This window comes from Streptomyces coffeae, from assembly GCF_016741875.1.
Taxonomy (GTDB): domain Bacteria; phylum Actinomycetota; class Actinomycetes; order Streptomycetales; family Streptomycetaceae; genus Streptomyces; species Streptomyces coffeae.
Genome location: NZ_JAERRF010000011.1, coordinates 143,455 through 157,078 on the forward strand (window position 1 = coordinate 143,455; position 13,624 = coordinate 157,078).

Sequence of the window (13,624 nt, forward strand, 5' to 3'; positions counted from 1 at the left end):
GGTCGACAGCACAACCCATCTCGGCAACAACCCACCTCGGCAGCACAACAACACCTCGGTCACCGCTCAGGAGCACATCGAAGGAGGACCTGGGTGTCTGTGGACACACCGGATCACCCACGCGAACCGGACCCGTCCGGCCGCGACCCGCACAGCCCGCGGTCCCGTCTGCGGACGGACGCCCTCCTCGACCGATGGCCGTTCCGCCGGAAACTCAACGTCCTGGTGATCGTGCCGATCGTGGTCGTCGGCGTTCTCCTCGGCGTGGGCGTCTACGGCCAGGTGGAACAGGCCCGGGACGCCGACCGGGTCGCCCAGCTGGTGCGGGACAGCGAACAGGTCGCCCAGCTGATCAACGACGTCCAGGCCGAGCACCGGCAGGCCCTGCTGCTGGCCGTGCGGCAGGAGGCCGCCCGCCCCGGCGCCGCCCTGCCGTCCACCACGGACTACGGTCGGGCGCAGCGCGTCACCGACCACCAGGCGGACGCCATGCGCTCCGCGTTCGGCTCCGACCTGCCCAAGGAGGAGTCGCGCGCCCTCGGCTACGTCCAGCGCCTCAGCGTGCTGCGGGACAAGGTCGAACGGGGCTCGGTCCCCGCCGCCGGGATCGACCCCGCGTACGCCGCCGCCGTCGGCTATCTGATCGACGGCATCGGGCTCGACCGCTACACCGGCACCTCCTCCGCCTCGGTCATCGCGCTGCTCGACGCGGTGCTGCGCGCCGACGCCGCCCACGCGGCCTTCGAGGGCGGGGTGTTCTCCGCCCAGACCCGGGACGCCAACGCCGTCACCGAGTACACCCGCGCGGTCGGCGCCCACCGGATCTTCGAGGAACAGTCGGAACGTTTCGCCAGGCTGGCCGACCCGTCCCAGGTCCTGCGGATGGACGGAATCGAGCGGAGCTCCCAGGAGCACGGCATCGAGGACCGGTTCGCCGAGCTCCAGATCGACCCCGGCTCCCTCCAGGGCCAGTCGCCGAGCCAGCTGCGCACGGCGATGGCCGAGGAGACACACCAGGCCGAGGCCCGTCTCGACATCACCCGTGCGCTCACCGGCGACATCGCCGCCCGCGCCGACCGCCTCTCCGACGCCGCCCTGTACAAGGCGCTGGGCCTGCTCGGCCTCGCCGTGCTCGGCTTCGCGGTCTGGCTCGGCTTCTCCTTCCTGGTCCGCCGTTCGGTCGTACGGCCCCTGGCGGCCCTGACCGGCGCCGCCCACCAGGTGGTCAAGGTGGCGGACGAGGAACTCGCCAAGGTCGAGGACGACGACGAGTCCGCGGACAGTGCCCCGCTGCGGCCGCGTCCGATCCCCGTCCCGGTGCGCGACGAGATCGGCGATCTGGCCGAGGCGTTCAACCAGGTGCAGGTCACCGCCGCGGCGCTGCTGGAACGTCAGGTGATCAGCCGCCGCAACGTCGGCGAGATGTTCGGCAACGTCGGCCGACGGGTCAGCAACCTCACCACCCGCCAGCTGATGCTGATCGACGCCGTCGAACGCGAGGAGACCGCCCCCGACATCCTGGAACGGATGTACCGCATCGACCACATCGCGGTACGCCTCCAGCGCAACGCCGACAGCCTGATGCTGCTCGCCGGAATCCGCGAATCCGAACTGGACGCCCGGCCGACCACCTTGGCCGACGTCATCCGCGGGGCACTCGGCCAGATCGAGGGCTACCAGCGGGTGTCCCTGCGGTCCGAGACCGAGGTCACGGTCGTCCCCGACATCATGGGCGACCTGACCCTGATGCTCGCCGAACTGCTGGAGAACGCGGTCGCGTTCTCCCCGGCCGACACCCCCATCGAGGTGGTCGTCCGGCCCGGCACCGATGTGACGGCCGACGGCGGTGCGCTGGTCGAGGTCATCGACCACGGCCTCGGCATGAGCGCGGAACGCCTCGCCGAGGAGAACGCCCGGCTGGTGCGCCGGGAGCGGCTGGACCTGGTACCGACCAAGGTGCTCGGCCTGTTCGTGGTCGGCGGCCTGGCCCGCCGCTCGGGCATCCGGGTCACCCTGAGCCGGACACCGGGCGGCGGGGTCACGGGCACGGTGTGGGTGCCGTCGGCGCTGTTGCTGCGGATGGGACCGGGGGAGGAGACGGCGCCGGAGCCCACGCCGGGCCGCGCGGCGGAACCCTTGCCGGAGTCGACACCGGAGCGGAGCGAGCAGCGGGAGCCGCTGCCTCCCGTGGCAGCAACCCCTCCGACGACGACGGAGTCCGGACTTCCGAAGCGCGTCCCGGCCCGTACGAAGGAGCCGGAGCCGACGCCCGCTCCGCCGGCCGCCTCCGCTTCCCGTCCACTGCGACGCCGGGTACGGGGCGCGACGCTCGACAAGACCGCCGCACCGGCCGCCAGGGCGGTCCCGGCCGTACGTCCGGACACCGACGCCGACGAGGTCCGCTCCGAACTCGACGAGTTCGAGGCAGCCGTACGCCGGGCGGAGCGGGACGCCGAACAGGACGGCCCCCCGGCGGACCAGCCCGCCCCCACGCCTCCCTCGACACATCAGCTTTCCCGGAAGGAGTCGGGCAGTGAACACGCCGACAGATAACACCGGTTCCGTGGCGGACGAGTCCACTGATCTGCGAGCCGCCGCGGCCGACTTCACCTGGCTGCTCGACCGTTTCGCCACCCAGACCGCGGGTGTGGTCGACGCCATCGCGGTGTCCTCCGACGGTCTGCTGATCGCCGTCTCCCAACTGCGTGAGCAGGCCGACTCCGAGCGGCTCGCCGCGATCGTCTCCGGCGTGACGAGCCTCGCCGCCGGTGCGTCCGGCAACTACGGCCTCGGCGGCCTCAACAAGGTCATCATCGATCTGGAGGGCGGCCATGTGCTGGTGTCGTCCATCGGCTGCGGTGCCGTGCTCGGCGTGGTGACCTCGAAGGAGGCGAAGCTGGGCAACATCGCCTACGAGATGACCCTGTTCGCCAACCGGGCGGGAGCCGCGCTCACCCCCCAGCTCGTCCTGGAGCTGAAGAAGAGCGCGGGCGCCACCGGCTGACCCGTTCCGCGGGGCACAGGGCAAGGGGCACAGGGCAAGGAGGAGGGGGTGGAGATGGCCGCGGGTGAACCGGCACCGCACGAGGCGGAGGCGGCGGAAGCCACGGACGCGTCGGCGGACACTCCGGCGGACGCGGGGGGCCGCGCCTCCGCCATCCGCCCCTTCCTGCTGACCGCGGGGAGGGTGTCGGGGCGCGGCACCGCGCCACCGCTCCCGGTCGAGACCCAGATCGTGACGACGCCGGACGGGCTGACGGCCCTGCGGTCGCTGACCTTCGAACGCCACGACATCGTCGCCGCCTGCCGGCACCCGCAGTCGGTGGCGGAGTTGGCGGCCCGGCTGCGGCTCCATCTCAACGTGGTCCGGGTCCTGGCGGAGGACCTGTGCGCCGCCGGATATCTGGCGGTCCATGTGCCGAACGCCAGGACAACCCAGGACATCTCCGTACTGCGAAGGGTTATCGATGGTCTCCGTGCCGTCCCCGACTCACGGGGCACACTCCGTGACAGCGGCTGAACAACCGCCCCTGCCGGTCAAGCTGGTCATCGCCGGCGGCTTCGGGGTCGGTAAGACCACGGCGGTGGGCTCGATCTCCGAGATCCGGCCGCTGACCACGGAGGCGGCCATCACGGAGGTCGCGGCGGGCGTGGACGACCTCACCCACACCCCCGGCAAGACCACCACCACGGTGGCCATGGACTTCGGCTGCATCACCATCGACCCGACCCTGAAGCTCTATCTGTTCGGCACCCCGGGCCAGGAGCGGTTCGGCTTCATGTGGGACGACGTGGTCCAAGGCGCCCTCGGCGGCCTGGTGATCGTGGACACCCGCCGCCTGGACGACTGCTACGCGGCGGTGGACTACTTCGAGCACAAGGACATCCCGTTCGCCGTCGCCGTCAACGCCTTCGACGGCGCGGTCCAGCACACTCTGGACGAGGTCCGCTGGGCCCTCGACATCTCCGACCGCACCCCCCTCGTCGTCTTCGACGCCCGCGACACCGGCTCCGTCCGCGACGCCCTCCTGGTCGTCCTGGACGTGGCCCTCACCCGCGCCGAAGCCGCCGGACACGGCTGAGGCCCCGGCTGCCTCAGCCCTTCGTGATCGTGAGCGCGCTCACGGCCGGGGTTCCCCTACGGCGCCGCCGATCACCGTGGTCACGACCTTGTGGACCGCTTCCGCGTCCGGCGGGGTGCCCTCGCGGTCGGCGAAGAGCAGATGTCCGGCGCCGATCAGCGTGGGGGCGAGCGTACTGACATCGGCGTCCGGCGCGAGGCGGCCGAGATCGCGTTCGGCCGTGAGATACGCGGCGAGCATGGCCGTGGCCTCGGTCAGGACCGGGATCCCGGTGGGCGTGGATTCGCGCAGCCGGGCGCGCAGTTCGTCCCGCGAGGTGACGAGGCCGACGATGGCCACGGCGACCGACTCGAACAGCCCGGTCAGCGCGCCGGTGAGGTTGTCGGCCACGGTGCCGGTCCCGGCGGAGTCGCGCAGGGCGGTGGCCTGGTGGTCGAGCCGGGCGATGCGGTCCAGCACGAGTGCGGCGAGAAAGCCGTCGAAGTCGGCGAAGTGCCGGTGCAGAACGCCTTTGGCGCAGCCCGCCTCCGTGGTGACCGCCCGGCTGGTCAGCGCGCTCGGCCCGTCCCGGAGCAGGATCCGCTCGGCCGCGCCGAACAGCTGCTCGCGTACATCACGCATGGCCACCCCTGTTGGCACCGCGCGTCCCTCCTTCGCTCGCCGGCTCGTCCCGATTGACGAGTGGGCATGTGCCCACTCATAGTGGGCGCATGCCCACTATACCTCCGGCGGGAGCTCGTCCCGCCGCGGACGAACCCCATCAACACCGCCGCATGGCCGAGTCGTTCGGCTCCGACGCCGCCCGCTACGATCGGGCCCGCCCCCGCTACCCCCAGGCCCTGGTGGACCGTGTTGTCGCCGCAGTCCCCGGCCCCGGCCCCGATGTCCTGTCCGTCGGCTGCGGGACCGGTATCGATGCCCGGCAGTTCCAGACCGCCGGATGCACCGTGCTCGGGGTCGAGCCCGACGCGCGGATGGCCGACCTGGCCCGGCGCGGCGGGCTCGACGTCGACACCGCCACCTTCGAAGCCTGGGACCCGACCGGCCGGACCTTCGACGCGGTCGTCGCGGGCCAGGCATGGCACTGGATCGACCCGATCGCGGGCGCGGCCAAGGCGGCCCGGGTGCTGCGCCCCGGCGGCCTGCTGGCGGCGTTCTGGAACACCTTCCAGCTCCCGCCCGAGGTGGCGGAGGCCTTCGCCACCGTCTACCAGCGGGTGATGCCGGACTCACCGCTCAGCGCCCGGGCGATGCGGAAGCAGGGCCCGGACGCGTACCAGCCGCTGCTCACCAAGGCCGCCGACGGGATCCGGGCAACGGGCGGATTCGGCGAACCGGAGCAGTGGTGCTACGACTGGGAGTGGACCTACACCCGGGATGCCTGGCTCGACCAGCTCCCCACCCAGGGCATCCTCACCCAGCTCCCCCCGGACCGGATGAAAGAGGTGCTGTCCGACGTCGGCGCCGCCATCGACGCGATGGGCGGCAGCTTCACGATGCCGTACGCCACGGTGGCGGTCACCGCGGCGCGCACCGACTAGTCAACCTCGCTGAACTTGCTGAATCCGCTGGTGATCGGCTCGGCGGCGCAGGGTCAGGTCTGTGCCGTCGGCCGGACGACGATCTCGTTCACATCGACGGTAGCGGGCTGCTCGATCGCGAACGCGATGGCCTGCGCGACCGCCTGGGGCGGGATCGCGATCCGGTCGCGCATCTCCGTGATCCGCGTTCTGACCCGCTCATTGGTCGATGCCTCGGCGAAGTCCGTTCCCACCACACCGGGCGAGACCGTGGTCACGCGCAGGGAGTCCCCGGCCTCCTGGCGCAGACCTTCACAGATGGCGCGGACCGCGAACTTCGTACCGGCGTACACCGCCATTGCCGGCACGATGCGAAACGCGGTCGTGGAGGCGGTGGTGATGAAGTGCCCGGAACCCTGCGCCCGGAACACCGGCAGCGCGGCGCCGATGCCGTGCAGCACACCCTTGATGTTGACGTCGACCATGGCGTCCCACTCGTCGACGCGCAGATCGTCGAGGGGCGAGATCGTACCGAGCCCCGCGTTGCCGACCAGTACGTCGAGCCGGCCGAACCGCTCACCGGCCAGGGCGACCAGGGCATGCAGATCGTCCCGCCGGGTCACATCGGTACGGCACCGCACGGCCGTGCCGCCCGCCTTCTCGATCCGGGCCACCAGATCCGCGAGGCGCTCGGACCGGCGCGCCCCCAGGACGAGGCGCGCGCCCCGCTCGGCGAGCAGCAGCGCGGTCGCCTCACCGATACCGCTGCTGGCCCCCGTGATCGCCACGACCTTGCCATCGATTCCCGGCATGATGTCCTCCTCTTTCCTTCGGACATCAGTCTGGGAGGAACGGAAGCTGGTATACAGAATGCGCTTATCCTGGAATCAGAGGTGCCAGCCACCACCATGCCGAACCAGCCGAACCAGCCAGGTCATTCGGGTCAGCAGGCTCAACGCCGCGAGCTGGGCGCGTTTCTGCGCAGCCGCAGAGAGCGGATCACCCCTGATCAGGTCGGACTGCCCCGGTCGGGGCGACGCCGGACTCCGGGCCTCCGCCGGGAGGAACTCGCCCTGCTCGCCGGGATCAGCGCCACCTGGTACACCTACCTCGAGCAGGGCCGGGACATCCGCGCCTCGGACCAGGTGCTCAACGCGCTCGCCTCGGTGCTGCGCCTGGACCGGTACGAGCGCGGCCACCTCTTCCAACTCGCCGGTCACGCGCCCGCGGCCGACCCCGAGGCACCCGAACCGCTCGCTCCCGAGGCGGCGGCCGTCCCGCTGCTGCTCCAGCCGCATCCGGCGTACATCATCGGCGGCACCTACGACGTGCTCAGCCACAACCCGGCGGCCGATGAACTCTTCCCCCACCTCACCGCGGCCACCGACCGCCCGCCCAACTTCCTCCGCTGGGTGTTCCTCGAACCCGCGGCCCGGGACGTTCTCGTCGACTGGGAGCCCGAGGCCCGCGGTCTGCTCGCCCGCCTCCGCACCCTGGCCGGACGCCACCCCGGCGACCCCCGCTACACCCGGCTGATCGACGAACTGAAGGCGGGCAGCCCGGAAGTGCGGTCCTGGTGGCCGCAGTACGAGGTCCAGGCCCGGCAGGGCGGCCGGAAGCGGCTGCGGCACCCGGGGCGCGGAGTGATCGAGTACGCGTACACCGCATTCCACCTGGCGGAACAGCCGGAACAGACGCTGGTGATCTACTCCGACGACCAGCCGCGGTTCAGGCGCTGAGCGCCCCGACAAGGCATCCTCGCCCCCCGGCCAACGTCGCGGGCCGGGGGGCGAGTTGTCCGGTCTTCGCGGAAGCGGCTGTCTGGATCATTTCCTTCGGGTATCGCAGCCGGGGACGCTGTTGGGCGGGGCGCAGTTGGTCGGATCGTTCTTGAAGACCGCGCTCTGGATGAGGTCCACCCTGAAGGGCGTCTGCTTGGTCGAGTTCCCCTTGCTCTTCTTACTCCCCTTACTCCCCTTGCTCCCCTTGTTCTCCTTGACCTCCTTGCGCGGGGAGCTGTTGGTGCCACCGATGAAGAGGCGGAGGAGAGTTCCGGGATTCCCGATGCCGCCGCCGGTGGTGGGTCCGCCGTTCGACGTGTTGCGGGTGATGACGCTGCGGTTGATAGTTGTCGTCTCGTTCGCGCCGGTGAAGAGGCCGCCGCCGTTGGTCCGGGCGATACCGTCCCTGATCTTGATGTTGTCCACGCGCAGCGGCCCGGTCCTGAGGTTGATTGCCAGGGTGACGATGCCGCCCCCGTACTCACCGGCGTCATTGCCGTTGATCAACACATGGTTGAGCTTGGTGTCCCCCGCGTTGGCGAGGCCGCCTCCCCATTCTCCGCCCGTGTTGTCATGGAGGGTGCCGCCCTCCATCGTCATCGTGCCGTTGGTGGCCACTCCGCCACCGAAGCCCCCGCGGTTGTTGGTGACCCTGGTGTTCTTGAGGGTGAGCGTGCCCTGCCGGTTCCAGATCCCGCCGCCGACGCCGGCGATGTTGTTCCTCACCGTCGAGTCGGTCAGGGTGAGTGTGCCGCGCTCGTTGAAGACGCCCCCACCGTCGCCGTCCCCGGCGATGGTCTGCCCATAGCGCACCGTGATGCACTTCAGGCTGAGGCTGCCGCCTTCCTTCACATGGAAGATGCGGAAGCCTGCGGGGGAACTGCGTTCGATGATGCTGTTGTCTCCGGTGATCTGCACATTGCCGGTGATCTCGGGCAGGCCATCACCCGCGTTGTCGGCCTGCCTCAAGGTATAGACGCACCGAGGGGCGAGGACGATGCTGCCGCCGCCGGTGTTGGCGTCCGTGATGGCCGCCCTCAGGGCGGCGATGTCGTTGCACGGGACGCGGGTCGTCTGCGCTTGTGCTTGCCCGGCGGGCAGAAAAGTCAGGCAGAGGCCGAGGCCGGTGGCGGAGGTGACGGTTGCGCGTATGTCAGGCATGCGGGTTCCCTTTGCTGTGAGGGCAAGGACTACGCGATTCCGGTGACGCTCAGTAATTGAGCATTCACCTCTGAGCGCCACTGATCGCCACTCAGGTATATGCGAGGTGTGTATTCAGTGCATTTGGCGCCTGCCATTCGGGTGCAGTCTCCGGGCAGCATGATTCGGGTGTGCCGGGAGGCCCCGGTCGGGCGGCGGGTCCGGATGCGCTGCTCTCCGGGTGCCGACGGTATTGCACCGGGGTTCGCAAGGGCCGGGGCCGTTCGGCGGTACACCAGGTGAGACCGCCGTATCCGGCAGTTATCAATGAAACGTCAGTTCATCATCCCGTTGATCGGCGGCGGCATGGCCGTTGGGCGCCGGTGAGATGTGCCTTTTCGCTCTCCAGCACTGAGAAACTGAGAAAGGCGTAGCGATGAAGAACGTAGTGCGGACCGGTGCGGTGACCGCCGTGGTTGGTGTGGGACTGTCCCTTGCCGTGCTGCCGGCTGAACCGGCCAGTGCTGCCGGGGGGACTCAGGTGCCGTGCAACGACATCACCGCCCTGCAGGCGGCCATCACGGACGCCAATACCGGCGGCGGCAGCATCACCCTCGCGCCCCATTGCACCTACACCCTGACCACACCCGACAACACGGATGACGGGCTTCCGGAGATCACCGGGAACGTGACCATCTCCGGCCGCGGCACCACCATTCGGCGAGCCCCGGACTCGACGCAGGACTTCCGCATCTTCCACGTACAGTCGGGTGGCACACTCACCCTGAACTCGCTCACGGTCAGCGGCGGAAGCGTACCCAATTCCTCCGGCGGCGGCATGTGGAACAGCGGCACCCTGAACCTGAACCGCGCGATCATCAAGCGCAATCGTGCCCGCTCGAGTGGTGCCATCCACAACCCGGGTGGACAGCTCAATTTCGACCACAGCACCATCGAGCGCAACACCGCAACCCTTAATGGCGGCGGAATCACCAACGGAAGCAACCCCATCCTCGGCCGGGTCGGCACGCTGACGATGAAGGGCGGGGCGCTGCTCAACAACCGGGCACTCGGCGAGAACGGTGGCGCTCTGGAGAACCTCAGAAGTTCAACGTCGTTGGATTCCGTATCGGTCAGGGGCAATACCGCCCTGCACGGTGGCGGCATCCACCAGTTCGGTGGAACCCTGAGCCTCACGTCGACCATCGTCAGCCACAACATCGCCGTGACAGGCGCGGGCCTGTTCAGCGAGTTCAGTACACCCACGCTGGTTCGCAGCCTGGTCACCCGCAATACGGCGATCACTGCCGGCGGCGGTATCTTCAACGGGACTTCCAGTCAGGTCACCCTCACCGACAGCAGAGTCATCCACAACGCACCGGACAATTGCAGTCCCGAAGGCAGCGTTCCCGGATGCACCAACCCCATCGACTCCACGGACCGCAAAGCCCGCAATTGACTGCTCCTCTCTCTGGAGGGAGGGGATTCCTGGCTCAGGCTGCCTCCGGGAGCAGCGCTCCCGGAGGTCTTGTGCCCTCGGCGCCAGCCGGGTTCAGACCTGCCCGGTGGAGCATCACGTGGGCGGAGTTCTTGTCTCTGGGGGAGACGGTTCCGCACGTGGTGCAGGTGTAGGTGCGTTCGGACAGCGGGAGTGCGTGCTTGGTTCTCGCTCCGCACGATGCGCAGTCCATGGTGGTGTGCGCGGGATGCACCAGACGGATGTCCCGCCGGTGTTTGTGGCCCATCTCGATCAGGGCCTTCTTCGTGGCGCTGATCGCGGCGTCCGCCGCCTTGCGCGCCATGGAGGACTTGGCGAGGAACTTCGGTTTGAAGTCTTCGACGGCGATGGCGTCGTGGTCGGTGACGACCTTCTTCGCCCACTTGCGGCCGGTGTCCTGCCGCTGCCGGGCGATCTTCGCGTAGGTCTTCGCCCGCCACTTCCTCGCCTCGCGGTAGCCCTTCGAGGCAGCCTGCCCCTTCTTCGGTCTGCGTCGGGCCATCATCCGGTCGTACCGCGTCAGCTTGGCCTGAGCCTTGCGGCCGTGCTGAGGGCGCGGGAGGTCGTGGGTGTCGCTGGTGGTGGTCGCGGTCTCCTTCACGCCCCAGTCCACACCGAGCACCCGGCCAGTCGCCGGCAGCGGCCGCGCCTGGGCGGGGACCACGAACGAGCCGTACCAGTGCCCGACGCTGTCCTGGTACACCCGTACCGAGGACGGTTCGGCGGGCAGGTTCCGCGACCACACCACCGCCAGCACGATCCCGCCCGCCAGGTGCAGGCGGCCCTCCTTCAGCCGGAACCCACGCCGGGTGTAGTTCAGCGACGGGACGGCCTCCCGCTTCTTCTTCCACCGCGGCATACCGGCCCGTTGCCGCTGAGGCACACGTTCCCAGATGTCCTTGTGCGCCTTCGCACGGGAGGTGCCGAAATCCCGGATCACCTGCTGCTGCGGAACACTGGAGCCCTCACGCAGCCACGGCAAACGCCCCCGCGCCTCAGTCAGCATCCTGTCCAGCTGCGCCGAGCCACACGTCCGCTTCTCGCCCGTGGTCCTGTTGTGCAGGTGAGTGGCCTGGGACTTGGCGACGCATTCAGTTCCAGATCCACCGGCACCGGTCCCACTCCGCCAGCAGCGTCGTATGGGCGGTCGACGACACGCGAAGCCGATAGGTGTACCGGACATGCCCGGCCCCGTTCCCTTCACTTGGTGTCGTCATGCCGCCAACGTAGCGTCATCCTTCGGTTCTCACTCCGGATTCCGGCAGACCTACTCGAACGGGTGACCGCCCAAACCGCTGCGGACCGGCGGTCCCTCAACTCCGAGGGACCACCACACCCCTTGGAGGTCACCCTCGCTGCTCCCCGGGCGGACGCCGGATCGCCCGTCGGCGATCCGGCTTGTCCTGCCCCGCTCGCGGGAATCCGGATTCCTCCTCGGCCAGAAGGCCGAGGCATCCTCCGGAGATCCCGGTGACCGGCCTGGCACCGATTGTGCCCGACCGACCAGCCGGACCACCCCCGAGCTGAGGCATGGGGATGGTCCGGTGTTGCTTCTTCGGTTGTTGCGCGTGATCCAGCCCGGAGCGGTCTCAGTACTGCTGGCGACCACCGGGGTAGCGGACCGGCTTCCGGCACTCGGGGGAGTCCACCGGCGGAGTCTCCGGGGCGAGTGCGAAGCACAGGCCGGCGTGGAGCTGTTCCGCCTCATCGACGGAGAGCACCAGCGGAGCGAGTGCCACATGCTTGCCCAGACGGGCGATCCCGAGTGTCACCGTGAGACAGCCGTCCAGGTCACGGGATACGCGCAGTCCCACAGGGGTGGCCCCGAGTCGCCACCCGGACGAGAACCGCTGATCCGGGCTCACTTGTCCACCTCGCTTGCTTCAGCCGATCCAACGTCGTCAGACACCGCTAGACGCCTGCCACGACTCTCCGCAATCCGGAGCGCGTCACGTAGCGCCTCGACCAGACGGTTGGAGAGGAAGCGCAGTTCTCCGGCCTCAGCCTTGGGGTCCGCGCAACACCGGCCGGTGCAAGACCTGATGCACACGGGGAAGCCGCAGTGTGGGGCCATCCCCGCAGCTTGCTGTAGCGCTTGTCTCGGCGGTGCGATGCCGACCCCGACCGGGCTGTAACGCGCTCCTCACCGATCCGAAGATCCTGCCGATACAGTTCCGCATGTCGACCTGCTTTCCTCAGGTTGACCACGCCCCGGGGCGCAGGCACGCGTCGCCGGGGTCCTGTGGTGGGTGAAAACCGCCTGAGCTTTCATGCTGGTGACATACGAAGCCCCCAACTTTCACATTTGAGTGAAAGCCGGGGGCTGGCGCGGTGAAAGTCCTAAAGGCCCACCCAGGCCGCCAGGTGGTCGAGGGTGTCCGGCGTGCGCCGGGACAAGTGGATCAGACCCCTGATGGTCTCTCGCGCGCCTGAGTGGTACCGCGTCTGTTGGGGCGCCAGCCTGCGCGCGGTGACCATGGACTTCAAGGCCGCTTCGGAACGTCCCGCTTCCATCTGGGCGCGTGCTTGATCGACGTAGAAGTGAGCCGCGCGGGACACGGCCCAATCCTTCGGTATCCGCACCTTCGCGGCCTCCCGCAGCGCTTCACCGTAGTGCCGCATCTCGACATGGGCGGACACCGCGTGCACAGTGACGTTCGTAGGCCCGAAGGACAGCCAGTGAACATCCGTCGCTTCGCCGACCCGGTCCGCGTAAGACCTCGCCTCCGCAAGGTGATTCCGAACCGCAGCTGCGTCATGGGCGCGGGCCGCGATGATGCTCGCCCCGAGGTGAAGCTGCCCGGCAACGGCCTGCCTCGCCCGAGTCTGGGGCGACTGATCCAACAGGCCCTGCCCGGCAGCGACGAGCCGCTTGCCGATCGTGTATTCGCCCTCTCGGAAGTAGACCAGCGCACGCATGTACTGACGTACCGCGGAAAGCAGCGGATCCGAAGCGCGCGATGCAGCCCAGTCCATGCGGTCCAGAGCTACCGTCGACAGGTCGTAGTAACCCCACTTCACGGCCAGGTCATGCGCGGTCCGGTACGTGCTCGACAGCGCGGCCCACAACTCCGACGACGGCGCCCGGTATGCGGCCGTAGTGATCTCCGCGATCGTGTCGGGAAGGTCGAGAGCAGCGTCATGGAGCTTTGTGGCCCGGACCTGCTGACATAGACGCTCAGCAGCCGCTACGAGTTGGGGAGTTGGGCGCGGACTGATCGCCGGATCAACCCCCAGGTCGTAGAGGTCGAGGGCTTCACGGATAGGGCGAACCAGCGCAGCCAACCGATCCTGCTGCAACTCGGTCACGTAGGGCTGGCCAGTCAGCGCGGTGACGTCGATACACAGCGCTTTGGCCACTGCGGCCACCAAGTCGGGGCTGGCTGGCTTGTGTCCGGACTCCACCTGGGTGAGCAGGCTGTATGAGTAGGGGACCTTCTGAGCCAACCCGCGCTGAGTCAGCCCCGCCCGTTTCCGATGATGTGCGATCCGAGCACCCGTGTGTTCGTCGCCGGGGAGCGGCATGCATGCCTCCCTTTCGTGACGCACTCAACGGAAACGCTACCCGTCCAAGCCATGGCAGACGACGATGAACGGTGATGT

12 protein-coding genes and 1 pseudogene are annotated in these 13,624 nt (G+C 69.0%); 7 read left to right on the forward strand and 6 right to left on the reverse strand.

Going from position 1 to position 13,624, the window contains the following annotated elements:
* Positions 1 to 93: 93 nt before the first annotated feature.
* From JK363_RS20760 to JK363_RS20775, 4 genes are read left to right on the forward strand one after another with little or no spacing between them, the layout of a single operon-like run.
* Complete coding sequence (locus tag JK363_RS20760) at positions 94 to 2,553, forward strand: sensor histidine kinase (protein WP_307821804.1); 2,460 nt, start codon at positions 94 to 96, stop codon at positions 2,551 to 2,553.
* Entirely contained in the window at positions 2,534 to 3,004 is a 471-nt protein-coding gene (locus tag JK363_RS20765) for a roadblock/LC7 domain-containing protein (RefSeq protein WP_201876465.1), read from the forward strand. Before JK363_RS20760 ends, JK363_RS20765 begins: the two co-directional genes overlap by 20 nt.
* 54 nt (positions 3,005 to 3,058) lie before the next feature.
* The gene (locus tag JK363_RS20770; protein WP_201876577.1) at positions 3,059 to 3,520 is read left to right on the forward strand and encodes a DUF742 domain-containing protein; all 462 of its coding nucleotides are present in this window, start codon (positions 3,059 to 3,061) and stop codon (positions 3,518 to 3,520) included.
* Positions 3,468 to 4,082 (forward strand): GTP-binding protein, encoded by a 615-nt coding sequence (locus JK363_RS20775; RefSeq protein ID WP_201876466.1) that lies wholly within the window; start codon positions 3,468 to 3,470, stop codon positions 4,080 to 4,082. Before JK363_RS20770 ends, JK363_RS20775 begins: the two co-directional genes overlap by 53 nt.
* Positions 4,083 to 4,121: 39 nt before the next feature.
* Here JK363_RS20775 and JK363_RS20780 read toward each other — a convergent pair whose 3' ends face one another.
* Positions 4,122 to 4,721 (reverse strand): TetR/AcrR family transcriptional regulator, encoded by a 600-nt coding sequence (locus JK363_RS20780; RefSeq protein WP_201876467.1) that lies wholly within the window; start codon positions 4,719 to 4,721, stop codon positions 4,122 to 4,124.
* Between the two features lie 71 nt (positions 4,722 to 4,792).
* Between JK363_RS20780 and JK363_RS20785 the strand changes: the two genes are divergently transcribed.
* Entirely contained in the window at positions 4,793 to 5,623 is an 831-nt protein-coding gene (locus tag JK363_RS20785; RefSeq protein ID WP_236075970.1) for a class I SAM-dependent methyltransferase, read from the forward strand.
* A 53-nt stretch (positions 5,624 to 5,676) separates the two neighbouring features.
* Here JK363_RS20785 and JK363_RS20790 read toward each other — a convergent pair whose 3' ends face one another.
* Positions 5,677 to 6,414 (reverse strand): SDR family oxidoreductase, encoded by a 738-nt coding sequence (locus JK363_RS20790; RefSeq protein ID WP_201876468.1) that lies wholly within the window; start codon positions 6,412 to 6,414, stop codon positions 5,677 to 5,679.
* 96 nt (positions 6,415 to 6,510) lie between these two features.
* Here JK363_RS20790 and JK363_RS20795 point away from each other — a divergent pair, with 96 nt between their 5' ends.
* The gene (locus JK363_RS20795) at positions 6,511 to 7,341 is read left to right on the forward strand and encodes a helix-turn-helix transcriptional regulator (RefSeq protein WP_201876469.1); all 831 of its coding nucleotides are present in this window, start codon (positions 6,511 to 6,513) and stop codon (positions 7,339 to 7,341) included.
* Positions 7,342 to 7,428: 87 nt separating this feature from the next.
* Here the strand turns inward: JK363_RS20795 and JK363_RS20800 are convergent, their stop codons facing one another.
* The gene (locus JK363_RS20800; RefSeq protein ID WP_201876470.1) at positions 7,429 to 8,625 is read right to left on the reverse strand and encodes a hypothetical protein; all 1,197 of its coding nucleotides are present in this window, start codon (positions 8,623 to 8,625) and stop codon (positions 7,429 to 7,431) included.
* Positions 8,626 to 8,959: 334 nt separating this feature from the next.
* On the opposite strand from JK363_RS20800, the gene JK363_RS20805 reads away from it, so the two are divergent.
* Positions 8,960 to 9,982 (forward strand): hypothetical protein, encoded by a 1,023-nt coding sequence (locus JK363_RS20805; protein WP_201876471.1) that lies wholly within the window; start codon positions 8,960 to 8,962, stop codon positions 9,980 to 9,982.
* Between the two features lie 34 nt (positions 9,983 to 10,016).
* On the opposite strand, the pseudogene JK363_RS20810 reads toward JK363_RS20805, so the two are convergent.
* From JK363_RS20810 to JK363_RS20820, 3 genes and pseudogenes are all read right to left on the reverse strand, one after another.
* Positions 10,017 to 11,238 (reverse strand): annotated as a pseudogene (locus JK363_RS20810) (RNA-guided endonuclease InsQ/TnpB family protein).
* Positions 11,239 to 11,610: 372 nt separating this feature from the next.
* Complete coding sequence (locus JK363_RS20815) at positions 11,611 to 11,886, reverse strand: hypothetical protein (protein ID WP_307821805.1); 276 nt, start codon at positions 11,884 to 11,886, stop codon at positions 11,611 to 11,613.
* A 475-nt stretch (positions 11,887 to 12,361) separates the two neighbouring features.
* Positions 12,362 to 13,546, reverse strand: a complete 1,185-nt coding sequence (locus JK363_RS20820; RefSeq protein WP_201876472.1) for a helix-turn-helix domain-containing protein — start codon at positions 13,544 to 13,546, stop codon at positions 12,362 to 12,364.
* Between the last annotated feature and the right edge of the window lie 78 nt (positions 13,547 to 13,624).

Coding starts and splice junctions, on each gene's coding strand:
- JK363_RS20770 (WP_201876577.1), top strand. CDS start 3,059: ATGGCCGCGGGTGAACCGGCACCGCACGAGGCGGAGGCGGCGGAAGCC.
- JK363_RS20775 (WP_201876466.1), top strand. CDS start 3,468: ATGGTCTCCGTGCCGTCCCCGACTCACGGGGCACACTCCGTGACAGCG.
- JK363_RS20785 (WP_236075970.1), top strand. CDS start 4,793: ATGCCCACTATACCTCCGGCGGGAGCTCGTCCCGCCGCGGACGAACCC.
- JK363_RS20790 (WP_201876468.1), bottom strand. CDS start 6,414: ATGCCGGGAATCGATGGCAAGGTCGTGGCGATCACGGGGGCCAGCAGC.
- JK363_RS20795 (WP_201876469.1), top strand. CDS start 6,511: ATGCCGAACCAGCCGAACCAGCCAGGTCATTCGGGTCAGCAGGCTCAA.
- JK363_RS20805 (WP_201876471.1), top strand. CDS start 8,960: ATGAAGAACGTAGTGCGGACCGGTGCGGTGACCGCCGTGGTTGGTGTG.
- JK363_RS20820 (WP_201876472.1), bottom strand. CDS start 13,546: ATGCCGCTCCCCGGCGACGAACACACGGGTGCTCGGATCGCACATCAT.